This is a genomic window from Pseudomonas sp. DCB_AW (genome assembly GCF_026240895.1).
In the GTDB taxonomy this organism is placed as follows: Bacteria; Pseudomonadota; Gammaproteobacteria; order Pseudomonadales; family Pseudomonadaceae; genus Aquipseudomonas; species Aquipseudomonas kermanshahensis.
In genome coordinates this window covers 31,849-55,248 of the sequence record NZ_JAPFCE010000030.1, presented here as the reverse complement: position 1 = coordinate 55,248, position 23,400 = coordinate 31,849, and the positions used below count along the sequence as shown (strand labels likewise).

Sequence of the window (23,400 nt, the reverse complement as noted above, 5' to 3'; positions counted from 1 at the left end):
GAAGGCCTCAGCGCTGATGACGGATGCGTGGATTGGCCAGGCCGTAGAGGATGTCCACGACGAAGTTGACCAGAATCACCAGGCAGGCGATCAACAGGATGCCGTTCTGGACCACGGGGTAGTCACGGGCACCGATGGCTTCGATCAGCCATTTGCCGATGCCCGGCCAGGAAAAGATGGTTTCGGTCAGCACGGCGCCGGCCAGCAGTGTGCCGACTTGCAGGCCGAACACGGTGAGCACCGGGATCAGCGCGTTACGCAGGCCGTGCACGAACACCACGCGGGCGGGCGACAGGCCCTTGGCGCGGGCGGTGCGAATGTAGTCTTCGCGCAGTACTTCGAGCATTGACGAGCGGGTCATACGGGCAATCACCGCCAGCGGAATGGTGCCCAGGACGATGGCCGGCAGGATCAGGTGCATCACCGCATCCTTGAACGCGCCTTCTTCGTCGCTGAGCAGGGTGTCGATCAGCATGAAACCGGTTTTCGGCTCGATGTCGTAGAGCAGGTCGATGCGCCCGGACACCGGCGTCCAGCCCAGGCTGACCGAGAAGAACATGATCAGGATCAGGCCCCACCAGAAAATCGGCATGGAGTAGCCAGCGAGCGAGATGCCCATCACCCCATGATCGAACAGCGAGCCCCGCTTCAGTGCCGCGATCACCCCGGCCAGCAGGCCGACGATGCCGGCGAACAGCAGGGCGGCGAAGGCCAGCTCCAAGGTGGCGGGGAACAGGGTGAGGAATTCGGTCCACACGCTCTCGCGGGTACGCAGCGATTCGCCCAGGTCACCCTGGGCGAGCTTGCCCACATAGTCCAGGTACTGGACCGGCAGTGGCTTGTTCAGGCCCAGGCGCTCCATGGCCTGGGCGTGCATTTCGGGGTCGACCCTGCGCTCGCCCATCATCACTTCCACCGGGTCGCCGGGGATCAGGCGTATGAGCGCGAAGGTGAGCAAGGTGATACCGAAGAAGGTCGGGATCAGCAGGCCCAGGCGCCGGGCAATAAAACTCAACATTGTCGGGGTTACCTCTTCAGGCCAGGCGGCAGTCAGCACGCCACGGCAGTGCCGCCGGTCCCCGTGTGGGCTGCCGGCGGTCGTTGTTTTTCTACTTCACCCGGGTGGTGGCGAAGTTGTTGTTGGTCAGAGGGTTGATCACGTAACCCTCCACGTTGTCACGCATGGCGGTAAACACCTTCGGGTGGGCCATGCTGATCCAGGGCTGGTCGTCATCGTACACCTTCAATGCCTCGCTATAGAGCCTTGCACGCGCGTCGTTATCGATCACCTCGCGGGCTTGGGTGATCAACGCCTGGAATTTCGAGTTGCACCAGCGCGCGTAGTTCTCGCCATTTTTCGCCGCCTCGCAGCTGAGCAGCGGTGTGAGGAAATTGTCCGGGTCGCCGTTGTCGCTGGCCCAGCCGGTGGACACCAGGTCGGCTTCGCCTTTTTTTGCCCGGCGCAGCATCTCGGCCCACTCCATGACGCGGATGTCGAGCTTGATGCCAACCTTGGCCAGGTCTGATTGCAACATCTCGGCCGACAGCCGCGGGTTGGGGTTGGTCGGGCCGCCGCCGTTGCGGGTGAACAGGGTGATGACCGTACCCTCCGGCACACCGGCCTCCTTGAGCAGCGCACGTGCCTTGTCGAGGTCGCGGGGCGGGTTTTTGTTGTCGTGGTTGAAGCCGATCATTGACGGCGGGTAGGGGTTGATACCGACCAGGGCGTTGCCTTTGCCGAACAACTGGTCGACGTGGCTCTGGCGGTCGAAGGCCATGTCGATGGCTTTGCGCACCCGCACATCGCTGAGGTATTTGTGCTCGGTGTTCATGGCGATGTAGCCGGTAACCAGTGCTTCGGTGTTGGCGATCTTGAGCTCAGGGTCAGCCTTGATCGACGGCACGTCCTCGGGCTTGGGGTACAGCGCCACCTGGCATTCGTTGGCGCGCAGCTTCTGCAGGCGGACGTTGCTGTCGTTGGCGATGGCAAAGATCAGGGCATCGGCCGGTGGCTTGCCACGGAAGTAGTCTGGGTTGGCCTTGTAGCGGACCTGTGCGTCCTTGCTGTAGCGCTGGAAGATGAACGGGCCGGTGCCGATCGGCTTGCTGTTGAGGTCGCCTGTCTTACCGGCCTTTAGCAACTGGTCGCCGTATTCGGCGGAGTAGATCGAGGTGAAACCCATGGCCATGTCACGCAGAAACGGTGCTTCCGGGCGGGTGAGGGTGATCACCACGGTGTGATCGTCAGTCTTGTCTACCGACTTGAGCAATTTGCCAAAGGCCATGCTTTCGAAATACGGGTAGCCGACGCTGGTCTTGTCGTGCCAGGGGTGTTGTGGGTCCAGTTGGCGGCGCAGGCTCCACAGCACGTCGTCGGCATTGAAGTCGCGGCTGGGCGTGAAGTAGTCGGTGGTGTGGAACTTCACCCCCTGGCGCAGGTGGAAGGTGTACGTCAGGCCATCAGCGGAGATGTCCCAGCGTTCCGCCAGTGCCGGCTGGATGTCGGTCGTCCCGGGGGTGAAATCGACCAGGCGGTTGAACAGGGTTTCGGACGAGGCATCGAACGTCACGGCCGTGGTGTACTGGACGACATCGAAGCCCTCGGGGCTGGCTTCGGTACACACCACCAGCGGCTTGGCCGCAAGCGGCGCGGCGCTGCCCAGGATGAGCGCTGCCAGGGCAGCGCGGAGCGGTAGCGATTTCATGAATACTCCCTGCAAGCTTTGATTCCAGCGTAGCCGCCACGGCCTGTTTTTTTCAGTGGGCGAAGCAGGCCGTGGCGTCATGGGTCAGAGGATGTTGAACGGAATGGTTGTCACCACACGGAACTCGTCCAGGCTGCCATCGGCCTGGGCCTTGCTGGCGCGGTGTGCGGTATAGGTGGCGCGGATGCTGGTGTCTTTCAGCGGGCCGCTCTGCACCGCGTAGCTGGTGCCGATGCCCCACTCGTAGTGGGTCTCGCCGTCCAGCCCCTTCACGTCATAGGCGGTGCCGCGGTAGTGCGTGCCGTCGATGCCCCAGCCGCGGGCGTTGTACAGGTTGAACTTCAGGCCCGGCACGCCGTAGGGCGCCATGTTCAGCACATAGGAAATCTGCAGGGATTTCTCGTTGGGGCCGTTGAAGTCCGAGAGCAGCGAGTTGGCCAGGTAGATGCCGTTGGTTTCGTGCAGGTAGTCGAAGTACTCGTTGCCGTTGACCTGCTGCCAGGCTGCCGAAAGGGTGTGGGCCTGGTGGGTCAGGCCAAGCGACAGGCTGTAGGTGTCGTTGTCGATCTCACCCATCTTCTTGCTGCCTTCGTCCACGGTCTTGTAGTAGTTCAGACCGGTGCTCAGGCTGAGTACGGCGCTGTCACCCAGCACGTGGTTGGCGCCGAAGTAGTACTGGTTCCAGAAGTCGTCGACCTTGGTGGCGTACAGGCTGGTGGTCAGGCTCTTGAACGGCTGGTAGTTGACCCCGGTGGTGCTGGCGCGGTCGGTCTCGACGCCAGCGGCGCCGTACTCGCTGCGGAACTTGCTGAGGCTTTGCTCGGTGCGCGGCGAGACGCGGTCGAAGGTGCCCAGGTCGAACGAGAGGTTGTCGAATTCGGCACTGTGCAGAAAGGCACCTTGGAAGCTCGAAGGCAGGGCGCGGTTGCCGATGTAAGCGATCATCGGCGTGTCCACTGACTGGCGGCCGACGGTGAGTGTGGTGTTGGACACACGGGCTTTGATGTTGCCCAGGCCCAGTTTGCTCCACTGGCCAATGGGGTCGCCGTCGCTGTGGGTCAGCGTCCGGTTGTTGGGGCCGGCGATGGCCTCGCGGTCCTGTAGCAGGGCAACGGCGTTGTAGCCGGCCGCTTCAACGGCAAAGCCCACGGTGCCTTGGGTAAAGCCCGAGCTGTAGTTGAGGATGGTGCCTTGCAGCCAGTTCTCGCGGCTGTGGGTGTCGTGGCGGGTGCCGTCGCTTTTGTAGTACTTCCACAACGGGCCGCGGGTGGCGCGCTCGCGGGCGTACCAGTTGCGGGTAGAGCCAGACAGGCTCTGGCCGTCGATGAAGCCAGTGGCTTGTTCCTGTTCGTTGCCGGTCTTGAGGGTGAGCGGGACGTAGTCCTGGCTCTGAGGGTCGGCTTCGACCACGGAGCAAAAGCTGCCGATGGTTAAGGCCAGTGCGGTTGAGGTGAATATTCTCAAGGTGAAAGCTCCCTTTCCTTTTTCTAGTTATTACCGGCCTTGTGAGCCGGGTTTTTTGCTGCGGTGTTGCCAGGTTTGCCTGGGGTTGCCGGGCTAATCAGGGGGAGAGGTGTTGCCTGCACTGGCCTCTTCGTGGGGAACCTGTGGGAGCGGGTTTACCCGCGAAGAGGCCGGTGCAGGTTGAAAAATCAATCAACACTCACACCGGAAAAATCATTGCGGCCAAAGGGGCTGACCTTGAAGTCGGAAACCTTGACACTGATCGGCTGGTTCACCGTGGAATGCGCCACCGGGGTAATCGGCACCTGTTGCTTGAGCCGCTGCTGGGCCTGGCGGTAGAGGGCGGTGCGCTGGTCGCGGTCGGTCACCTGCTTGGCCTGCTTGACCAGGCTGTCGTACTGCGGGTCGCACCACAGGGAGTAGTTGTTGCTGCCGATGGCGTCGCAGTTGTAGAGGGTGCCGAGCCAGTTGTCGGGGTCGCCGTTGTCGCCGGTCCAGCCAATCAGGGCGATGTCGTGCTCGCCGCTTTTCATGCGCTTGAGGTACTCGCCCCATTCGTAGCTGACGATGCGCACCTTGAAGCCCAGCTTGTTCCAGTCGGCCTGGAGCATCTCGGCCATCAGCTTGGCGTTGGGGTTGTACGGGCGCTGCACCGGCATGGCCCATAGGGTGACTTCGGTGCCGTCCTTGACCCCGGCCTGCTTGAGCAGTTGCTTGGCTTTTTCCGGGTCGAAGGGGGCGTCCTTGAGGCTGTCGTCATAGGACCATTGGGTGGGCGGCATGGCGTTCACTGCCAGTTGCCCGGAGTCCTGATACACCGCCTGCAGGATCGCCTGCTTGTTGACTGCCATGTCCATGGCCTGGCGCACTTCCAGGCGGTCGAAGGGCGGGTGCTGGGTGTTGTAGGCGATGTAGCCGAGGTTGAAGCCGGGCCGTTGCAGCACCTCGAGTGTCTTGTCGGCCTTGAGCGCGGGCAGGTCGGCCGGCCGTGGGTGCAAGGTGACCTGGCATTCGTTGCGGCGCAGCTTCTGGATGCGCACCGAAGGGTCGGTGTTGATCGAGAACACCAGGTTGTCGATCTTCACTTCGTCCGGTGCCCAATAGTCCTTGTTGCCCTTGAAGCGGATCTGCGCGTCCTTCTGGTAGCGCTGGAACACGAACGGCCCGGTGCCGATGGGTTGCTGGTTGATGTCGCTGGGGCGCCCGCGGGTCATCAACTGCTCGGCGTATTCGGCAGACAGGATGGACGCGAAGCTCATGGCAAGGTTCTGGATGAACGCGGCGTCGACCTTGTTCAGGGTGAACACCACGGTCAGCGGGCCGGCCTTCTCGATGCGGGCGATGTTCTTGTCCAGGCCCATGCTGACGAAGTAGGGGAACTCGGTGGGGTAGGCCAGCCGGAACGGGTGGCCCTTGTCGAGCATGCGGTTGAAGGTGAACAGCACGTCGTCGGCATTGAAGTCGCGGCCTGGGGTGAACGCCTTGTTGGCGTGGAATTTGACGCCCTCGCGCAGGTGGAAGGTGTAGCGCAGGCCATCCTCGGAAATGTCCCATTTGGTCGCCAGGGCCGGGTGTACGGCAGTGCCGCCGCGTTCGAATTCGACCAGGCGGTTGTAGATCGGCTCGGCGGCGTCGTTGTCGGTGGCGCTGGTGTACTGGGCGGTGTCGAAACCAGCCGGGCTGCCTTCAGAACAGAACACCAGGTTTTTCGCGAGCAGGGCCGGGGATTGGCTCATCAGGCCCAGCGCGAGCAGGGTCGAAAGGGCGGTGGCATGGCGCATGGCAAGTCCTTGTTCGTCTGTTTCGCCGCCTCGGGGTACGAATGACGGCAACAGGTTGCCTATACCGCTGCGGGTAGCAGCAGGCAGGCGTGATGGGGGTTGGCTGTGGTGGGGCAGGCACCCGCCGCGCGGCGGGTGCCGGGGGCTACCCTATTATTCGTCCACGCTGACGCCGTAGAAGGAGTTCAGCGAGAACGGGCTGATCTTGAAGTCCTTCACCTTGACACTCATGGGCTGGTACACGGTGGAGTGGGCGATCGGGGTAATCGGCACCTGCTGCTTGAGGATGTGCTGCGCCTGTTGGTACAGCTCAGTGCGTTTGGCGGGGTCCGAGGTGGCCTTGGCCTTTTTGATCAGGTCGTCGTAGGGCTTGTAGCACCACTTGGAGAAGTTGTTGCCGTCGATCGCATCGCAGCCGTACAGGGTCCCTAGCCAGTTGTCCGGGTCACCGTTGTCGCCGCTCCAGCCGATCAGCATGGCGCCCTGTTCGCCGCCTTTGGAGCGCTTGATGTATTCGCCCCATTCATAACTGACGATCTTCGCCTTGATGCCGATCTTGGCCCAGTCCGATTGCAGCATTTCGGCCATCAGCTTGGCATTGGGGTTGTACGGGCGTTGCACGGGCATGGCCCACAGGGTGATCTCGGTGCCCTCCGGGATGCCGGCTTGCTTGAGCAGCTGCTTGGCCTTTTCCGGGTCGTAGGGGGCGTCCTTGATGCTGTCGTCATAGGACCACTGGGTGGGTGGCATGCCGTTTACCGCCAGTTGGCCGGCACCCTGGTAAACCGATTCGATGATCTTCTTCTTGTCCACCGCCATGTCCAGTGCCTGACGCACTTCGAGCTTGGCCATGGGGTTGGGCACGCTGCTGCCTTTGATTTTGTCCATCACGTTGTAGGCGATGTAGCCGACGTTGAAGCCGGCCTGTTGCGGCATCTGCAGGTTCTTGTCGGCCTTGAGCGGCTCGATGTCGGCAGGACGCGGGAACAGCGTGACCTGGCACTCGCCTTTCTTGAGCTTCTGCATGCGCACCGAGGCATCGGTGGTGATGGCGAAGATCAGGTTGTCGAGCTTCACGTCCTCGGGTTTCCAGTAGTCCTTGTTGCCCTTGAAGCGGATTTGCGCGTCTTTCTGGTACTTGCTGAACACAAATGGGCCGGTGCCGATCGGTTTCTGGTTGAGGTCGGCAGCCTTGCCGCCTTTCAGCAACTGGTCGGCATACTCGGCCGACTGGATGGACGCGAAGCTCATCGCCAGGTTCTGGATGAACGCGGCGTCCACCTCGTTGAGGGTGAAGCGCACGGTGTGCTCGTCGACCTTCTCGAGCTTGGCGATGTTCTTGTCCATGCCCATGTCGGTGAAGTACGGGAATTCGGTGGGGTAGGCCTTACGGAACGGGTGGTTCTTGTCGAGCATGCGGTTGAACGTGAACAGCACGTCATCGGCATTGAATGTGCGGGTAGGCTTGAAGTAGTCGGTGGTGTGGAACTTGACCCCTTCGCGCAGCTGGAAGGTGTAGGTCTTGCCGTCGTCGGACACTTCCCATTTAGTCGCCAGGCCCGGGATCACAGCGGTACCGCCGCGTTCGAACTGGGTCAGGCGGTTGAACACGGTCTCGGCCGAGGCGTCGAAGTCGGTTCCCGTCGTGTATTGCCCTGGGTCGAAGCCAGCCGGGCTGCCTTCGGAGCAGAACACCAGGTTGGACGCTGCGTGGGCGAGCGGGGCGCCGGCCAGCAAACCTGCGCCTAGCAAGAACGGAATGACTGCGTGTTTGAGCATGGTGGCCTCATTGTTGTCATTTTTGATTGAGGTGGCCTCGTGAGCCGACCTGAGGATACTTATGCAGGGGCTGTTCCCAATGCAACACTCAGAAGGATAGTTGGCGCCAGAAAGGTGGTACGAGCGTACATGGATGTCGCATCAGTATAACTTTCGACGAAGTTGAACGTTTGCGCGGGCAAAATGATGGCAATTGCAGGATGTTTCGAGGGGGAGGGATATGTAAGCTGCACCTTAAAAGTGCGTAGGAAATGTCTTAAATTGCAGAATTGGGGCTGCTTTGCAGCCCATCGCGACGCAAGGCCGCTCCTACCGGTGCAGCACAAGCCTTAGGCTCTGCGCTGCCCCTGTGGGAGTCGGCTTGCAGGCGATTGGGCCGCAAGGCGGCCCCATTCAGATCAGGGCATCTGAACTTCGATCAAACCATCGGCATTCATGCTCACTTCGCTGGTACCCGCTTCGATATCCGGCGCCGGCGCCGCTTCGTCAGCGCCCATGGCTTTCATGGCCATCGGTGCGCTGCGCAGGTACGGGCGTGGGTAGCCGCTGCTGTTGAGGTTCAGGTTGACCACTTTGTAGCCCTTGCCACCCAGCGCCTCGGTGGCCAGCTGTGCGCGTGCCTTGAAGGCATTGACCGCGTCCTTGAGCAAATCATCTTCGCTGGCCTTGCGCGTGGCCGGGGCGATGGAGAAGTCCATGCCGCCCATTTTCAGGTCTTGCAGCAGGTCGGCGGTCAATTGCGACAGGGCTGGGAAGTTGGCGCTTTCCAGGCGCAGCTCGGCGCGTTCACGCCAGCCGGTGATTTTCTGCCCTTTGCTGTCATAGACCGGGTAGCTGTTGCGGCTGCCCTGGCTGATCTTCACATCCTTGACCTGGCGAGACTGCTGCACAGCCTTGTTCATGGTCTCGGTGATCTCTTTGGCAAGTTTGCCCGGGTCGGTGTTCTGCGCTTCGCTGTAGAGGGTCACGACCATCAGGTCGCGTGGCACTTCCTTGCTGACTTCGGCACGCAGCGACACCTGGTTGAAGCGCGGCTCATCGGCCGCCAGCGCAGACAGGCTGGTGAGCAGGCCGCAAGACAGGATCAAGGCAGTGCCGCGACGAGGGATTTGCATGTAAGACTCCTTGGCAATAAAAGGGCGTGGGTGCTGGCTCTCCATTCCACGCATGGCCCATCAGACCGGGAACAGTGTAGTGGGTTCAAAAGTGCCATCATGAACCTGTGACAAAGTGTGGCGCTTTGCCGCATCGCTGCAGCGAGGCGCCCGGCTTCGGTATACTCCAGCCGATTTTCTGGAGCACTCATCAGGAGAGCTCATGCTCGCCGACGTACAACCGTTGTCCGCTACACGTCAGAACCTCTGGCGCCTGACTGTTATTCGCGTGCTGGTCCTGGCTGCCCAGGCAGGCTCCGTGGGCGTCGCCTACTGGACCGACCTGCTGCCCTTGCCGTGGTTTTCGCTGGCGGCGACGCTGGCCCTGTCGTCCATCCTGTGCGCCTTCACTGCGTTGCGCCTGCGCCTGTCGCTGCCGGTCACCGAAATGGAATATGCACTGCAGCTTGCCTGTGACCTGCTGATCCACAGTGCCTTGCTGTATTACTCCGGCGGTTCGACCAACCCGTTCGTTTCGTATTACCTGGTGCCGCTGGCCATTGCTGCGGTGACCTTGCCCTGGCTCTATTCGCTGATTCTTTCGGGCATTGCCCTGACGGCCTACAGCCTGCTGCTGGTGCAGTTCTACCCGCTGGAAGGGCTGCCGCTGGCGCGGGACAAGATGCAGGTCTACGGTATGTGGCTGAGCATTGCCCTGGCGGCAGCGGTCATCACCTTCTTTGCCGCGCGCATGGCCGAAGAACTCCGCCGCCAGGAACAACTGCGTTCCGAGCGCCGTGAGGAGAGCCTGCGCGATGAGCAGTTGCTGGCCGTGGCCACCCAGGCCGCTGGCGCTGCCCACGAACTGGGCACCCCGCTGGCGACGATGAGCGTGCTGCTCAACGAAATGCGCCAGGACCACCCCGACCCGCTGTTGCAGGAAGACCTGCAGATCCTTCAGGACCAGGTCAAACTGTGCAAGGAGACCTTGCAGCAACTGGTGCGTGCCGCCGAGGCCAACCGCCGCCTGGCGATGGTCGAGCAGGACGTTACCGCCTGGCTCGACGAAGCGCTCAACCGTTGGCACCTGATGCGGCCCGAGGCCAGCTACCGCTTCCAGCGCCTCAGGGATGGCCAGGTACCGCGCCTGACCCCGCCACCGGACCTGACCCAGGCGCTGCTGAACCTGCTGAACAATGCAGCCGACGCGTGCCCGGACGATCTCGAGGTGCGCCTTGACTGGGACGCCCAGGACATTGTCATCAGTATCCGTGACCATGGCCCCGGTGTGCCCCCAGCGATCGCCGAGGCGATTGGCAAACCCTTTATTACCACCAAGGGCAAAGGCTTCGGCCTGGGCCTGTTCTTGAGCAAGGCCAGCGTGACGCGTGCGGGCGGTTCGGTGAAACTCTATAGTCATGAGCAGGGTGGCACCCTGACCGAATTGCGCCTGCCCCATGGCAAGCGAGGAGATGAATGATGAGTGACGAAACCCAGCTTGAAAGCGAAGAGCTGCCGCACCTGCTGCTGGTGGATGACGATGCCACCTTCACCCGGGTCATGGCGCGCGCCATGAGCCGTCGCGGGTTCCGCGTGAGCACTGCCGGCTCCGCTGAAGAAGGGCTGATCCTGGCCCAGCAGGACCTGCCAGACTACGCCACGCTGGACCTGAAGATGGAAGGCGACTCGGGGCTTGTGCTGCTGCCCAAGCTGCTGGAGCTGGACCCGGAAATGCGCGTGGTGATCCTGACGGGTTATTCCAGCATCGCCACCGCGGTGGAGGCGGTCAAGCGCGGCGCCTGCAACTACCTGTGCAAGCCGGCCGATGCCGACGATGTACTGGCTGCGTTGCTTTCCGAGCATGCCGACCTGGATGCCCTGGTGCCGGAAAACCCGATGTCGGTCGACCGCCTGCAGTGGGAGCACATCCAGCGTGTGCTGAACGAGCACGAGGGCAATATCTCGGCCACGGCGCGGGCGCTGGGCATGCACCGGCGGACCTTGCAGCGCAAACTGCAGAAGCGGCCGGTTCGGCGCTGAATCGGCGTTGACCCTTTCGCGGGGCAAGCCCGCTCCCACAGGGACACCACTGAGCCCGAGAAGGATGGGCACCTGTGGGAGCGGGCTTGCCCCGCGAAGAGGCCGGCACTGACAGAAATTGCCCTGTATCGCATCCCGATCCCCGCAACTCGCAGCCGTTGACGTATCATTAGCCCCCTAACGGCAACTCCCTGCAGGATCGCTTGCGCATGCTCGCCCTTCTTATCCAGACGCTGAACATCACGGCACCTGTCTTCGCCATGCTGTTCATGGGCGTGCTGCTCAAACGCATCCACCTGATCGACGACAACTTCAACCGCGTCGCCTCACAGCTGGTGTTCAACGTCTGCATGCCGGCGCTGCTGTTCCTCGGCATCTACCACGCCGACCTGGCAACGGCGGTCAAACCGGGCGTGCTGCTGTATTTCGTCGCGGCCACCCTGGTTGGCTTTGGCGTGGCCTGGGGGCTGGCCATCTGGCGTTGCCCGCCAGCGGACCGCGGCATCTACACCCAAGGCGCATTTCGCGGCAACAACGGCGTCATCGGCCTGGCCCTGGCCGCCAGCTTGTATGGCGACTACGGCATCTCCCTGGGAGCGGTGCTGGCAGGCCTGGTGATCCTCCTGTACAACTCGCTGTCGGCGGTGGTGCTGGCGGTGTACAGCCCGGACCTCAAGTCCGACCCGTGGAGCATCTGCAAGAACATCTTCAGCAACCCATTGATCATCAGTGTGCTGGTGGCAACGCCCATGGCCTATGGCCAAGTGCCGTTGCCCAACTGGTTGCTCACTTCAGGCGACTACCTGGCGCAAATGACCTTGCCGCTGGCATTGATGTGCATCGGTGGCACCCTGTCGCTGGCGGCGCTGCGTGACAGTGGCAGGCTGGCCATCGATGCCAGCCTGGTGAAGATGGTCTGGTTACCGCTGATCGGCACACTGGGTGCATGGCTGTGCGGGTTCCGCGGTTCCGAGCTGGGCATCCTGTTCCTGTACATCGGCAGCCCGACGGCGGCAGCCAGCTATGTCATGGCGCGGGCGGCCAACGGCAACCATGAGTTGGCGGCTTCGATCATCGTGATCACTACGCTAATGGCGGCGATCACCACCAATATCGGTATTTTCATCTTGCAGTGGGGCGGATGGATCTAGATCCTTGACTGCAAATAACAGCAATAACACTGCCTCACTGAGCTAAAGGACACTTCATGCAAGACCAGAGCACGCCCGAGCGCTTGCAGCGCGGGCTGAAGAATCGCCATATCCAGCTGATCGCGCTGGGTGGGGCCATCGGCACCGGGCTGTTCCTGGGGATCGCCCAAACCATTCAACTGGCCGGCCCTTCCGTTTTGCTGGGCTACGCCATCGCCGGCCTGATGGCTTTCTTCATCATGCGCCAGTTGGGCGAAATGGTGGTCGAAGAGCCGGTAGCCGGCAGCTTCAGCCACTTCGCCCACCAGTACTGGAGCGAGTTCGCAGGCTTCGTCTCGGGCTGGAACTACTGGGTGGTGTACGTGCTGGTGGGCATGGCCGAACTGACCGCCGTGGGCATCTATGTGCAGTACTGGTGGCCCGATTTCCCCACCTGGGCGACGGCGGCGATCTTCTTCGTGGCGATCAACCTCATCAACCTGACCCAAGTGAAGGTCTACGGGGAGATGGAGTTCTGGTTCGCCTTGGTCAAGGTAGTGGCCATCGTCAGCATGATTGGCTTTGGTGCCTGGCTGCTGAGCAGCGGCCACGGCGGCCCAGACGCCAGCGTGGCCAACCTGTGGCAATACGGCGGGTTCTTCCCGAATGGCGTTACTGGCCTGATCATGGCCTTGGCTGTGATCATGTTCTCTTTCGGTGGGCTGGAGCTGGTGGGTATCACCGCCGCCGAGGCAGATAACCCGCGCCAGAGCATCCCCAAGGCCACCAACCAAGTGGTCTACCGCATCCTGATTTTCTACATCGGCGCCCTGGCGGTGCTGTTGTCGCTGTACCCGTGGCAGAAGGTGGTGCAGGGGGGCAGCCCGTTCGTGATGATTTTCCATGAACTGGACAGCGACCTGGTGGCGACCATCCTCAATGTCGTGGTGCTGACGGCGGCGCTGTCGGTCTACAACAGCTGCGTCTACGCCAACAGCCGCATGCTGTTCGGCCTGGCCAGCCAGGGGGATGCGCCACGCCAGTTGCTCAAAGTCAGCCGCAGCGGTGTACCGCTGACAGCGCTGGGTGTTTCGGCGTTTGCCACGGGCATGTGCGTACTGATCAACTACCTGATGCCGGGTGAAGCCTTTGGCTTGCTGATGGCCCTGGCGGTGTCGGCGCTGGTGATCAACTGGGCGAGCATCAGCATCACTCACCTCAAATTCCGCAAAGCCAAGCTGGCGTCGGGTATTACCCCGTTCTACCAGAGCTGGGGGCACCCGGTTACCAATTACCTGTGCCTGGCGTTCATCGTGCTGATTCTGGTCGTGATGTACCTGACGCCGCCGATTCGCATCTCGGTGATGCTGATTCCGGGTTGGATTGCGGTGCTTTGGGTCGCGTTCCGGTTGAAGAAGGCCCGGCAGGGCTGAGGGCTTGTGGCGCCCTCCGCTGGCCTCAGTGCTGCCGCCGCCACGCACGTACGGTGGTGTACAGCAGCACCAAGGCCAGCACTGGCAAGACATAGAACAGCATGAGCCGCTCCAGGCGGCCGGCCAATGGCATGCCGGTGGTAAAGGCCACCACATGCAGCCCATAGGCCAGGTACAGGCAGAGAAACACCAGGCCTTCAGCGCGGGTGATCCGGTAGCCCGAATAGAACACTGGCAGGCTCAAGACGGCGACGCCCAGCATCACGGGCAGGTCGAAGGCCAGCGCGTTGGGTGAGATCGACAGCGGTTCAGGGGTGATCAGCGCGGTCAGGCCCAGCACTCCCAGCAAGTTGAACAGGTTGCTGCCGATCACCGTGCCAACGGCGATTTCCCGTTCGCCGCGAAGGGCGGCAATCATCGCGGCGGCCAGCTCTGGCAATGACGTGCAGACTGCGACCACGGTCAGGCCGATGATGCGTTCGGAAAGGCCCAGGTCAGTCGCCACCTCAACGGCGGCTTCCAGCAGCAAGTGGCCGGCCAGGCTCAGCAGGCCAAGGCCAAGCGCAATCTGCAGCAGCGTGCTTGACCAAAAACGTGCACCACTGACCTTGATGTTGCTGGGCGCGGGGTAGGTGCGAGCGTAATGGCGTGATTGATGCCAGAGCATGACCAAGTAGCCCACCAGCGCCAGCAACAGCAGCAGGCCCTCCCCGCGGCCCAGGTAGCCATTGGCGGCCAGCGCATACACCAGCGCGCTGGCGACGATCATCAAGGGGATGTCCAGACGAACCAGTTGGCGTGAAACACGCAGCGGGATGATCAGCGCGGCCAAGCCGAGAATCACCAGTACGTTGAAGATGTTGCTGCCAATCACGCTGCCGACGGCGACATCCGGTGCGCCCTGGAAGGCGGCCTGTAGGCTTACCGTGAGCTGCGGTGCGGTGCTGCCGAAGGCCACCAGGCTCAGCCCGATGATCAGTGGGCGCACGTGCAGGCGCAAGGCCAGGCGCAGGGCCATGCGTACCAGCAGCTCGGCACCGCAGGCCAGCAGCAACAAGGCGACGCCCAGTTGCAGGAGGCTGAAGGTGGGAAGGGTGGCTAGGTCGAAAATGGTCAGGGCTCCAGTAGGGTCAGTCGCTCAGACCTTGTACCCGCACGCGCGCCGTTCCGCTACGGAGCATGCCGATTTTTTCTGCTGCAGCGCGTGACAGGTCGATCAGCCGGCCGCGTGTATGCGGGCCGCGGTCATTGATGCGCACCACCACGCTGCGTTGGTTGGCGAGGTTGGTGACCAGCACGCGGCTGCCGAACGGCAGGCTGCGGTGAGCGGCGGTAAGGCCGTGCTGGTTGAACGGTTCGCCACTGGCCGTGCGTTTGCCGTGGTGGCGCGAACCGTAATAGGAGGCGGTGCCGGTCTTGTCGTAGCCGCGGGGGTCGATATCGTGGCTGGCACAGCCGGCCAGCAGGGAGAACAAGGCGAGGGTGCCGAGGGATCGTTTTAGCAAGTCTGATGCTCCGGTGCTGCCATTGGGGCCGCTGTGCGGCCTTCGCGGGGCAAGCCCGCTCCCACAGGTATTTCAGTGGCTTCGAAACTGTGGAATACCTGTGGGAGCGGGCTTGCCCCGCGAACGAGGGCGTAGCCCTCGCCGCATTTTTCAGCTCACCCTTCGAGCTTGGCTTTGAGCAATTGGTTCACTTGCCCCGGGTTGGCCTTGCCCTTCGACGCCTTCATCGCCTGGCCGACGAAGAAGCCGAACATCTTGCCGCGCTTGGCCTCGTCGGCGGCGCGGTACTGTTCGACCTGTTCGGCATTGGCAGCCAGCATTTCGTCGAGCATCTTGTCGATCGCACCGGTGTCGGTGACCTGCTTCAGGCCACGGCTCTCGATGATGCTGTCGGCATCGCCTTCACCGGCGGCCATGGCCTCGAACACGGTTTTGGCGATCTTGCCGCTGATGGTGTTGTCGCTGATACGCAGCAGCATGCCACCCAACTGCTCGGCGCTGACCGGCGCCTGGTCAATCTCGACACCCAGCTTGTTCAGCAGGCTGCCCAGCTCGACCATGACCCAGTTGGCTGCCAGCTTGGCGTCGCCACCAATCTTCACCACTTGCTCGAAGTAGTCTGCCTGTTCGCGGCTCGATGCCAGCACGTTCGCGTCGTAGGCCGACAGGCCGTACTGGCTCTGGAAGCGCTCGACCTTCTGCGGCGGCAGCTCTGGCAGGCCGGCGCGGATGGTGTCGAGGAAGCTGTCCTCGATGACCACCGGCAGCAGGTCTGGGTCGGGGAAGTAACGGTAGTCGTTGGCTTCCTCCTTGCTGCGCATGGAGCGGGTCTCGTCCTTGTTCGGGTCGTACAGGCGGGTTTCCTGGATGACCTTGCCACCGTCTTCGATCAGGTCGATCTGGCGCTGGATCTCGCTGTTGATCGCGCGTTCGATGAAGCGGAACGAGTTGACGTTCTTGATCTCGCAGCGGGTACCGAACTCGGCCTGGCCTTTTGGCCGGATCGACACGTTGCAGTCGCAACGCAGCGAGCCTTCGGCCATGTTGCCGTCGCAGATGCCCAGGTAGCGCACCAGGGCGTGGATCGCCTTGACGTAGGCCACGGCTTCTTTGGCGCTACGCATGTCCGGCTCGGAAACGATTTCCAGCAGCGGCGTGCCGGCGCGGTTCAGGTCGATGCCGGTGGAGCCGCTGAAGTCTTCGTGCAGGCTCTTGCCGGCGTCTTCCTCCAGGTGCGCACGGGTCACGCCGATGCGCTTGATGGTGCCGTCTTCCAGAGCGATGTCCAGGTGGCCCTTGCCGACGATCGGCAGGTCCATCTGGCTGATCTGGTAGCCCTTCGGCAGGTCGGGGTAGAAGTAGTTCTTGCGCGCGAACACGTTGCGCTTGCCGATCTCGGCATCGATCGCCAGGCCGAACATGCACGCCATGCGCACGGCTTCCTGGTTCAGCACCGGCAGTACACCGGGCATGCCCAAGTCAACCAGGCTGGCCTGGGTGTTCGGCTCGGAGCCGAAGGTGGTGGCGCTGCCGGAGAAGATCTTCGACTGGGTGGCGAGCTGAGTATGAATTTCCAGCCCGATCACAACTTCCCATTGCATGTGTGAACTCCTCAGAAGCCGTTGGGGGCGCGGGTGTGCCAGTCGGTCACTTGCTGGTAGCGGTGCGCGACGTTGAGCAGGCGGCCTTCCTGGAAGTAGGGCGCCAGCAGTTGCACGCCGACCGGCAGGCCATCGACGAAGCCAGCCGGCATCGACAGGCCCGGCAGGCCCGCCAGGTTGGCGGTGATGGTGTAGACGTCTTCCAGGTAGGCGGCGACGGGGTCGCTGCTCTTGGCGCCGAGCTTCCAGGCCGGGTTCGGCGTGGTCGGGCCGAGGATCAGGTCAACACCTTCGAACGCGGCCATGAAGTCGTTCTTGATCAGGCGACGAATCTGCTGGGCTTTGACGTAGTAGGCGTCGTAGTAGCCGGCCGATAGGGCGTACGTGCCCACCATGATGCGGCGCTGCACTTCGGCACCGAAGCCTTCGCCACGGGAACGCTTGTACAGGTCGGTCAGGTCTTTTGGCGCTTCGCAGCGGTAGCCGAAGCGCACGCCGTCGAAACGCGACAGGTTGGAGGATGCCTCAGCAGGCGCGATCACGTAGTACGCCGGGATGGCGTGCTGCATGTTCGGCAGGCTGATTTCCTTGACCACGGCGCCGAGTTTTTCCAGCTCCTTGACGCTGGCTTGCACCAGGTCAGCGATGCGCGGGTCCAGGCCTGCGCCGAAGTATTCCTTCGGCAGGCCGATGCGCAGGCCTTGCAGCGAAGCGTTGAGGTTGGCGCTGTAGTCCGGCACCGGCTCTTCGATGCTGGTGGAGTCCTTGGTATCGAAACCGGCCATGCCTTGCAGCAGCAGCGCGCAGTCTTCGGCCGTACGGGCCAGCGGGCCGCCTTGGTCGAGGCTGGAGGCGTAAGCGATCATGCCCCAGCGCGAAACACGACCGTACGTCGGTTTCAGGCCAGTCAGGTTAGTCAGCGCTGCCGGCTGTCGGATCGAGCCGCCAGTGTCGGTGCCGGTGGTGGCCGGCAGCAGGCGCGCGGCGACTGCCGCAGCCGAGCCGCCCGACGAACCGCCCGGGACGTGCTCGAGGTTCCACGGGTTTTTCACCGGGCCGTAGTGGCTGGATTCGTTGGCCGAACCCATGGCGAATTCGTCCATGTTGGTCTTGCCCAGGGTGACCATGCCGGCTTCAGCCAGCTTGGCGACCACGGTGGCATCGTACGGCGCCTTGAAGTTGTCGAGCATCTTCGAGCCGCAGCTGGTGCGTACGCCGTTGGTGCAGAACAGGTCCTTGTGGGCAATGGGCGCACCCAGCAGGGCGCCAGCCTCGCCAGCGGCGCGACGGGCGTCAGCGGCACGGGCCTGGCCCAGGGCCAGTTCCTCGGTGACGCTGATGAAGCTGTTGATTTGCGGGTCGAGCTGTTTGATGCGCGCCAGCAGGGCGCCCGTCAGCTCTTCGGAAGAAAACGACTTGTCGGCGAGTCCGCGGGCGATCTCGGCCAGGGTCAATTGGTGCATGGCAGGCTCTATCCCTTACTCGATGACTTTGGGAACCAGGTACAGACCGCTTTCGGTCGACGGTGCGATGGCCTGGTAGGCCTCGCGCTGGTTGCTTTCGGTGACCTGGTCGGGACGCAGTCGCTGGCTGGCCTCCAGGGGGTGGGCGAGGGGCTCGATGCCAGTGGTGTCGACCGCTTGCATCTGGTCGACCAGCCCGAGAATGCTGTTCAGTGCATCGGTAATGCGTGGCAGTTCGCCATCATTCAGCCCCAGACGGGCCAGATGGGCGATCTTTTCCACGTCGCAGCGTTCAAGCGCCATGGGGATCTCCAGGGGAAACAAAGAACGGAATTAGGGTCCGTGATGAGGAACATGTCGGCATTCTGGCGGTCATACGGCCGCGATCATCTGCTGGCGTGCTCGGAAAAACGACCAATTTAACATATTGGCTCCTTGCCCAAAATCCCTGCCATTGTTAGAGTTTGCCGCACTTTTTTACCCACGCTTTCCCCAGGGTCACTTTCCCATGTTCAAGAAACTGCGTGGCATGTTTTCCAGCGATCTTTCCATCGACCTGGGTACTGCCAACACCCTTATTTACGTGCGTGAGCGCGGTATCGTCCTGAATGAGCCCTCGGTTGTTGCCATCCGTACCCATGGCAATCAGAAAAGCGTCGTCGCCGTCGGTACCGAAGCCAAACGCATGCTGGGCCGTACGCCCGGCAACATTGCTGCCATTCGTCCGATGAAGGACGGCGTCATTGCCGACTTCAGCGTTTGTGAAAAAATGTTGCAGTATTTCATCAACAAGGTTCACGAGAACAGCTTCCTGCAGCCCAGCCCTCGCGTGCTGATCTGCGTGCCGTGCAAGTCGACCCAGGTAGAGCGCCGCGCGATTCGCGAGTCGGCCCTGGGTGCCGGTGCCCGTGAAGTGTTCCTGATCGAAGAGCCAATGGCCGCCGCCATCGGTGCCGGCCTGCCGGTCGAAGAAGCCCGTGGTTCGATGGTCGTCGATATCGGTGGTGGTACCACTGAAATCGCCCTGATCTCGTTGAACGGCGTGGTTTACGCCGAATCCGTCCGCGTCGGCGGCGACCGCTTCGACGAAGCCATCGTGACCTACGTGCGCCGCAACTACGGCAGCCTGATCGGCGAGTCCACCGCCGAGCGCATCAAGCAGGAAATCGGCACCGCCTACCCAGGTGGCGAAGTACGCGAAGTCGATGTCCGCGGCCGTAACTTGGCCGAAGGCGTACCGCGTGCCTTCACCCTGAATTCCAACGAAGTGCTGGAAGCGCTGCAAGAATCCCTGGCGACCATCGTCCAGGCGGTCAAAAGCGCCCTGGAGCAATCGCCGCCGGAGCTGGCCTCCGACATCGCCGAGCGTGGCCTGGTGCTGACCGGTGGTGGCGCACTGCTGCGCGACCTCGACAAACTGCTGGCCCAGGAAACTGGCCTGCCGGTGATCGTCGCCGAGGACCCGCTGACCTGTGTCGCCCGTGGCGGCGGTCGCGCCCTGGAGATGATGGACAAGCACGCGATGGACCTGCTCTCCAGCGAGTGATGCAGCTCGCTGTTCCTGAGCGCCCGGTTTACAGGTAGCACGCACAGTGCTACCTGTATGCGCTGGGCTGGCGTCCGTCCGGGCGTCGTTTCCGTCAACCCGCAACCAGGCTGGTGCGTTGTCCCATGTCCAATGACCTCCTGAGTCGTCCACGAGGAACGGCCCATTAAACCGCTTTTCTCCAAGGGCCCTTCGCTGGGCGTTCGTCTGCTCGTATTGGTGGTGCTGTCGGTCGCGCTGATGGTGGTCGATGCGCGCTTTGCCGTGCTCAAACCCGTGCGCAGCCAGATGGGCCTGGTATTGATGGAGTCGTACTGGATCACCGATTTGCCGCAGCGTTTGTGGCAAGGCGTGGCAGGCCAGTTCGGCAGCCGTACCGAACTCATCGCGGAAAACGAAAAACTCAAGACCGAGGCCCTGCTGTTGCAGGGGCGCCTGCAGAAGCTGGCGGCCCTGACCGAGCAGAACGTGCGCTTGCGTGAACTGCTCAACTCATCCGCCCTGGTCAACGAAAAGGTTGAAGTGGCCGAGTTGATCGGCGTCGACCCTAACCCGTTCACCCACCGCATCCTGATCAACAAGGGCGAGCGCGATGGCGTGTTCCTCGGCCAGCCGGTGCTCGATGCCCGCGGCCTGATGGGCCAAGTGGTCGAGTTGATGCCCTACACCTCGCGGGTACTGCTGCTGACCGATACCACCCACAGCATTCCGGTGCAGGTCAACCGCAACGGCCTGCGCGCCATCGCCAGTGGCACCGGCAACCCTGAGCGCCTGGAGCTACGCCATGTGGCCGATACCGCCGACATCAAGGAAGGCGACCTGCTGGTCAGTTCCGGCATGGGCCAGCGCTTCCCCGCGGGTTACCCGGTGGCCACGGTCAATGAAGTGATTCACGACTCCGGCCAGCCGTTCGCGATCGTTCGTGCCATCCCTACTGCCGCGCTCAACCGCAGCCGCTACATGCTGCTGGTGTTCAGCGACCGACGCAGCCCGGAGCAACGCGCCACTGACGCTGCGATCGCGCAGGAAGAGGCCGATCGCAAAGGCACATCGGTGGGCGTCCAGCCTGGCGCCAATGGCGAGCAGGGCGCACCTGTTACTCCGGCGGCGACGCCTGCAGCACCTGCAGCCGCTACCCCGCAGCCCACCGCGGCCCCTGCAGCGCCCGCCACGCCTGCGGCAGCGCCCGCCCAACCTCGGAGGCAATGATGGCTGCATCACGCCGTAATAATGGCTGGGTCATCTGGTTGACGTTCGCCATCGGCCTGCTGCTCAGCGTTTCGCCGATGCCGCAGTTCATGGAAGTGTTCCGGCCTATGTGGCTGGCGCTGCTGGTGTCGTTCTGGACACTCGCGGTACCGAGCAAGGTCGGCATGACCACGGCCTTTGTGCTAGGGCTGGCCGAGGATGTGCTGTATGGCACCTTGCTGGGGCAGAACGCGCTGATCCTGACCTTGATCACCTTCCTGGTGCTGTCATTGCAACAGCGCCTGCGCATGTTCCCGATGTGGCAGCAGAGCCTGGTGATTCTGGTGATTTTCGGTATTGCCCAGTTGATCCAGCTGTGGCTCAGTGCCTTGACCGGTAACCGCCTGCCGACCTTGGCGCTGGTGTGGTCAGCGGTCATCAGTGCCTTGCTCTGGCCATGGATCAGCTTTGCCCTGCGCGACCTGCGCCGACGCTTGCGTATAAATTGACGGCGTTGCCGCGACTGACAGGGAGATGTCTACATGAACCCGCTTTACCTGGCCTCTGGCTCGCCACGTCGTCGTGAATTGCTGACCCAGATCGGCGTACCGTTCACCACGGTCAGCGCCCCCATCGATGAAACCCCGCTCGCCGACGAAGGCGCCGCAGCCTATGTCGAGCGCCTTGCCCGGGCCAAGGCTGAGGCTGGCCTGGCCTGCCTCCAGGGCCCTGCTGTCGTCCTGGGCGCAGATACGGCGGTGGTCCTCGAAGGCCGTATTCTCGGCAAACCCGAAAACCGCGAACATGCCCTGGCGATGCTGGCCGACCTGTCTGGCCGCGAGCATCAAGTGCTGACGGCTGTCGCCCTGAGCGATGGCCAGCGCAGGCAAAGCCTGTGCGTCACCAGCAACGTCCGTTTTCGTACCATCAGCGCCGATGAAGCTGCCCGTTATTGGGCCAGCGGCGAGCCTGCCGACAAAGCCGGTGGCTATGCCATCCAGGGGCTGGCGGCGGTATTCGTCACCGCCCTGACGGGCAGCTACTCCGCAGTGGTCGGCTTGCCATTGAGCGAGACCGCCGATTTGCTGGCCCAGTTCGGCATTGCCTGCTGGCAATTGCCCGCGCTTTCTTCAGAGGTAACAAACGCGCGGTAGCCAGTACCGCGTACGCGATCCATCATTATCCAAGACCTTTGACGAGAGCCTGCCATGAGTGAAGAGATCCTGATCAACATCACCCCGATGGAGTCACGTGTGGCGGTGGTGGAAAACGGGGTGCTGCAGGAAGTGCACGTCGAGCGCACCCTGCGCCGCGGCATCGTCGGCAATATCTACAAGGGCAAGGTGGTGCGCGTGCTGCCCGGCATGCAGGCGGCCTTCGTCGACATCGGCCTGGAGCGTGCGGCGTTCATCCACGCCTCGGAGATCTCCCAGCGCGAAGGCTCGGCGGTAGAGAACATTACCGCGCTGGTGCATGAAGGCCAGGCCCTGGTGGTACAGGTGACCAAAGACCCGATCGGCACCAAGGGCGCACGCCTGACCACGCAGTTGTCGATCCCTTCGCGTTACCTGGTGTACATGCCGCGCAGCAGCCATGTCGGTATTTCCCTGAAGATCGAAGACGAAGCTGAGCGTGATCGCCTCAAGCAGGTAGTCAGCAGCTGCATGGACAGCGAGAACATCAAGGATGCCGGGGGTTTCATCCTGCGTACTGCCGCCGAAGGCGCGCGCGCGGAAGAAATCCTCCAGGACATCCGCTACCTGCGCCGCCTGTGGGAACAGATCGGCAGCCAGATCCAGAGCTGCGGCGCACCCACGGTAATCTACGAAGACCTCGGCCTGGCACTGCGTACCCTGCGCGACCTGGTCAACCCGAAGATCGAGAAAATCCGCATCGATTCGCGCGAAACGTTCCAGAAAACCACGCAGTTCGTCGGCGAACTGATGCCCGAAATCGCCGATCGCCTCGAGCATTACCCTGGCGAACGGCCGATCTTTGACCTGTACGGCGTCGAAGACGAGATTCAGCGCGCCCTGGAGCGCAAGGTGCCGCTCAAATCCGGTGGCTACCTGGTGGTCGACCCGGCTGAAGCGATGACCACCATCGACGTCAACACCGGTGCCTTTGTCGGCCATCGCAACCTCGAAGAGACCATCTTCAAGACCAACTTAGAAGCTGCCACCGCCATTGCCCGGCAACTGCGCCTGCGCAATATCGGCGGCATCATCATCATCGACTTCATCGACATGGAAGATGAAGAGCATCAGCGCCAGGTGCTGCGCACCCTGGAAAAACAGCTCGAGCGAGATCACGCCAAGACCAACATCATTGGCATTACCGAGCTGGGCCTGGTGCAGATGACCCGCAAGCGCACCCGCGAGAGCCTCGAGCAGGTGCTGTGCGAGCCGTGCCTGGCGTGCCAGGGGCGCGGCAAGCTGAAAACCCCCGAGACCATCTGCTACGAAATCTTCCGTGAAATCCTGCGCGAGGCACGTGCCTATCAGGCCGAGGGCTACCGCGTGCTGGCCAATCAGAAGGTGGTCGACCGGCTGCTGGACGAGGAGTCCGGCAACGTTGCGGAGCTTGAAACCTTCATCGGCCGAACTATCCGCTTCCAGGTCGAGTCGATGTACTCGCAGGAACAATACGATGTGGTGCTGCTCTGAGGTTT

General features: G+C 62.5%; 20 protein-coding genes. 9 read left to right on the top strand and 11 right to left on the bottom strand.

From position 1 onward, the window contains the following. Positions 1-7: 7 nt before the first annotated feature. The 6 genes from OO306_RS17155 to OO306_RS17130 form a co-directional block, all read right to left on the bottom strand. Positions 8-1,018, bottom strand: a complete 1,011-nt coding sequence (locus OO306_RS17155) for an ABC transporter permease subunit (RefSeq protein WP_016485006.1) — start codon at positions 1,016-1,018, stop codon at positions 8-10. A 91-nt stretch (positions 1,019-1,109) separates the two neighbouring features. Further along, positions 1,110-2,705, bottom strand: coding sequence for an ABC transporter substrate-binding protein (locus tag OO306_RS17150; protein WP_265969418.1), 1,596 nt, complete (start codon positions 2,703-2,705; stop codon positions 1,110-1,112). A gap of 84 nt (positions 2,706-2,789) precedes the next feature. Then, positions 2,790-4,169: an OprD family porin gene (locus OO306_RS17145; protein WP_265969417.1), complete on the bottom strand. Its 1,380-nt coding sequence runs from the start codon at positions 4,167-4,169 to the stop codon at positions 2,790-2,792. A gap of 188 nt (positions 4,170-4,357) precedes the next feature. Further along, positions 4,358-5,950, bottom strand: a complete 1,593-nt coding sequence (locus tag OO306_RS17140; protein ID WP_265969416.1) for an ABC transporter substrate-binding protein — start codon at positions 5,948-5,950, stop codon at positions 4,358-4,360. 153 nt (positions 5,951-6,103) lie between these two features. Then, positions 6,104-7,729, bottom strand: coding sequence for an ABC transporter substrate-binding protein (locus tag OO306_RS17135; protein ID WP_265969415.1), 1,626 nt, complete (start codon positions 7,727-7,729; stop codon positions 6,104-6,106). A 398-nt stretch (positions 7,730-8,127) separates the two neighbouring features. Next, positions 8,128-8,844 carry an SIMPL domain-containing protein gene (locus OO306_RS17130; RefSeq protein ID WP_265969414.1) on the bottom strand — a complete coding sequence of 239 codons (717 nt, stop codon included), beginning with the start codon at positions 8,842-8,844 and terminating at the stop codon, positions 8,128-8,130. A gap of 202 nt (positions 8,845-9,046) precedes the next feature. Between OO306_RS17130 and OO306_RS17125 the strand changes: the two genes are divergently transcribed. The 4 genes from OO306_RS17125 to OO306_RS17110 all read left to right on the top strand — a co-directional run bounded on the left by OO306_RS17125 (position 9,047) and on the right by OO306_RS17110 (position 13,426). After that, positions 9,047-10,303 (top strand): ATP-binding protein, encoded by a 1,257-nt coding sequence (locus tag OO306_RS17125; protein ID WP_027595580.1) that lies wholly within the window; start codon positions 9,047-9,049, stop codon positions 10,301-10,303. Then, positions 10,303-10,863: a response regulator transcription factor gene (locus OO306_RS17120; protein ID WP_027595581.1), complete on the top strand. Its 561-nt coding sequence runs from the start codon at positions 10,303-10,305 to the stop codon at positions 10,861-10,863. The genes OO306_RS17125 and OO306_RS17120 overlap by 1 nt, the downstream gene beginning before the upstream one ends. Before the next feature lie 209 nt (positions 10,864-11,072). Next, a complete protein-coding gene (locus OO306_RS17115) occupies positions 11,073-12,014 on the top strand; it encodes an AEC family transporter (protein ID WP_265969413.1) in 942 nt (313 codons plus the stop codon). A 56-nt stretch (positions 12,015-12,070) separates the two neighbouring features. Then, complete coding sequence (locus tag OO306_RS17110) at positions 12,071-13,426, top strand: amino acid permease (RefSeq protein WP_027595583.1); 1,356 nt, start codon at positions 12,071-12,073, stop codon at positions 13,424-13,426. Between the two features lie 25 nt (positions 13,427-13,451). On the opposite strand, the gene OO306_RS17105 is transcribed toward OO306_RS17110, so the two are convergent. The 5 genes from OO306_RS17105 to gatC form a co-directional block, all read right to left on the bottom strand. Further along, positions 13,452-14,495: a calcium/sodium antiporter gene (locus tag OO306_RS17105; protein WP_027595584.1), complete on the bottom strand. Its 1,044-nt coding sequence runs from the start codon at positions 14,493-14,495 to the stop codon at positions 13,452-13,454. A gap of 61 nt (positions 14,496-14,556) precedes the next feature. After that, the gene (locus tag OO306_RS17100) at positions 14,557-14,931 is read right to left on the bottom strand and encodes a septal ring lytic transglycosylase RlpA family protein (protein WP_027595585.1); all 375 of its coding nucleotides are present in this window, start codon (positions 14,929-14,931) and stop codon (positions 14,557-14,559) included. Between the two features lie 155 nt (positions 14,932-15,086). Next, positions 15,087-16,532, bottom strand: coding sequence for an Asp-tRNA(Asn)/Glu-tRNA(Gln) amidotransferase subunit GatB (gene gatB, locus OO306_RS17095; protein ID WP_085272653.1), 1,446 nt, complete (start codon positions 16,530-16,532; stop codon positions 15,087-15,089). 11 nt (positions 16,533-16,543) lie between these two features. Next, on the bottom strand, positions 16,544-17,995 hold the full coding sequence (gatA, locus tag OO306_RS17090; protein ID WP_085272654.1) for an Asp-tRNA(Asn)/Glu-tRNA(Gln) amidotransferase subunit GatA: 1,452 nt from the start codon (positions 17,993-17,995) through the stop codon (positions 16,544-16,546). Between the two features lie 15 nt (positions 17,996-18,010). Then, positions 18,011-18,298, bottom strand: a complete 288-nt coding sequence (gene gatC / locus OO306_RS17085; protein ID WP_027595588.1) for an Asp-tRNA(Asn)/Glu-tRNA(Gln) amidotransferase subunit GatC — start codon at positions 18,296-18,298, stop codon at positions 18,011-18,013. Positions 18,299-18,503: 205 nt separating this feature from the next. On the opposite strand from gatC, the gene mreB reads away from it, so the two are divergent. The 5 genes from mreB to rng all read left to right on the top strand — a co-directional run bounded on the left by mreB (position 18,504) and on the right by rng (position 23,395). Next, positions 18,504-19,541, top strand: coding sequence for a rod shape-determining protein MreB (gene mreB, locus OO306_RS17080; protein ID WP_003255163.1), 1,038 nt, complete (start codon positions 18,504-18,506; stop codon positions 19,539-19,541). Between the two features lie 165 nt (positions 19,542-19,706). Further along, positions 19,707-20,750: a rod shape-determining protein MreC gene (gene mreC, locus OO306_RS17075; protein WP_265969421.1), complete on the top strand. Its 1,044-nt coding sequence runs from the start codon at positions 19,707-19,709 to the stop codon at positions 20,748-20,750. After that, positions 20,750-21,238 (top strand): rod shape-determining protein MreD, encoded by a 489-nt coding sequence (gene mreD, locus OO306_RS17070; RefSeq protein ID WP_027595590.1) that lies wholly within the window; start codon positions 20,750-20,752, stop codon positions 21,236-21,238. Before mreC ends, mreD begins: the two co-directional genes overlap by 1 nt. 33 nt (positions 21,239-21,271) lie before the next feature. Beyond that, positions 21,272-21,883 (top strand): nucleoside triphosphate pyrophosphatase, encoded by a 612-nt coding sequence (locus OO306_RS17065; RefSeq protein ID WP_265969412.1) that lies wholly within the window; start codon positions 21,272-21,274, stop codon positions 21,881-21,883. A gap of 54 nt (positions 21,884-21,937) precedes the next feature. After that, positions 21,938-23,395 (top strand): ribonuclease G, encoded by a 1,458-nt coding sequence (gene rng, locus OO306_RS17060; RefSeq protein ID WP_027595592.1) that lies wholly within the window; start codon positions 21,938-21,940, stop codon positions 23,393-23,395. Positions 23,396-23,400 lie beyond the last annotated feature (5 nt).

Bases quoted from the DNA above. Each gene is read 5' to 3' on its own strand.
- OO306_RS17155 (WP_016485006.1), bottom strand. From the start codon at position 1,018: ATGTTGAGTTTTATTGCCCGGCGCCTGGGCCTGCTGATCCCGACCTTC.
- OO306_RS17150 (WP_265969418.1), bottom strand. From the start codon at position 2,705: ATGAAATCGCTACCGCTCCGCGCTGCCCTGGCAGCGCTCATCCTGGGC.
- OO306_RS17140 (WP_265969416.1), bottom strand. From the start codon at position 5,950: ATGCGCCATGCCACCGCCCTTTCGACCCTGCTCGCGCTGGGCCTGATG.
- OO306_RS17135 (WP_265969415.1), bottom strand. From the start codon at position 7,729: ATGCTCAAACACGCAGTCATTCCGTTCTTGCTAGGCGCAGGTTTGCTG.
- OO306_RS17130 (WP_265969414.1), bottom strand. From the start codon at position 8,844: ATGCAAATCCCTCGTCGCGGCACTGCCTTGATCCTGTCTTGCGGCCTG.
- OO306_RS17125 (WP_027595580.1), top strand. From the start codon at position 9,047: ATGCTCGCCGACGTACAACCGTTGTCCGCTACACGTCAGAACCTCTGG.
- OO306_RS17120 (WP_027595581.1), top strand. From the start codon at position 10,303: ATGAGTGACGAAACCCAGCTTGAAAGCGAAGAGCTGCCGCACCTGCTG.
- OO306_RS17115 (WP_265969413.1), top strand. From the start codon at position 11,073: ATGCTCGCCCTTCTTATCCAGACGCTGAACATCACGGCACCTGTCTTC.
- OO306_RS17110 (WP_027595583.1), top strand. From the start codon at position 12,071: ATGCAAGACCAGAGCACGCCCGAGCGCTTGCAGCGCGGGCTGAAGAAT.
- gatB (WP_085272653.1), bottom strand. From the start codon at position 16,532: ATGCAATGGGAAGTTGTGATCGGGCTGGAAATTCATACTCAGCTCGCC.
- gatA (WP_085272654.1), bottom strand. From the start codon at position 17,995: ATGCACCAATTGACCCTGGCCGAGATCGCCCGCGGACTCGCCGACAAG.
- gatC (WP_027595588.1), bottom strand. From the start codon at position 18,298: ATGGCGCTTGAACGCTGCGACGTGGAAAAGATCGCCCATCTGGCCCGT.
- mreB (WP_003255163.1), top strand. From the start codon at position 18,504: ATGTTCAAGAAACTGCGTGGCATGTTTTCCAGCGATCTTTCCATCGAC.
- mreD (WP_027595590.1), top strand. From the start codon at position 20,750: ATGGCTGCATCACGCCGTAATAATGGCTGGGTCATCTGGTTGACGTTC.
- OO306_RS17065 (WP_265969412.1), top strand. From the start codon at position 21,272: ATGAACCCGCTTTACCTGGCCTCTGGCTCGCCACGTCGTCGTGAATTG.
- rng (WP_027595592.1), top strand. From the start codon at position 21,938: ATGAGTGAAGAGATCCTGATCAACATCACCCCGATGGAGTCACGTGTG.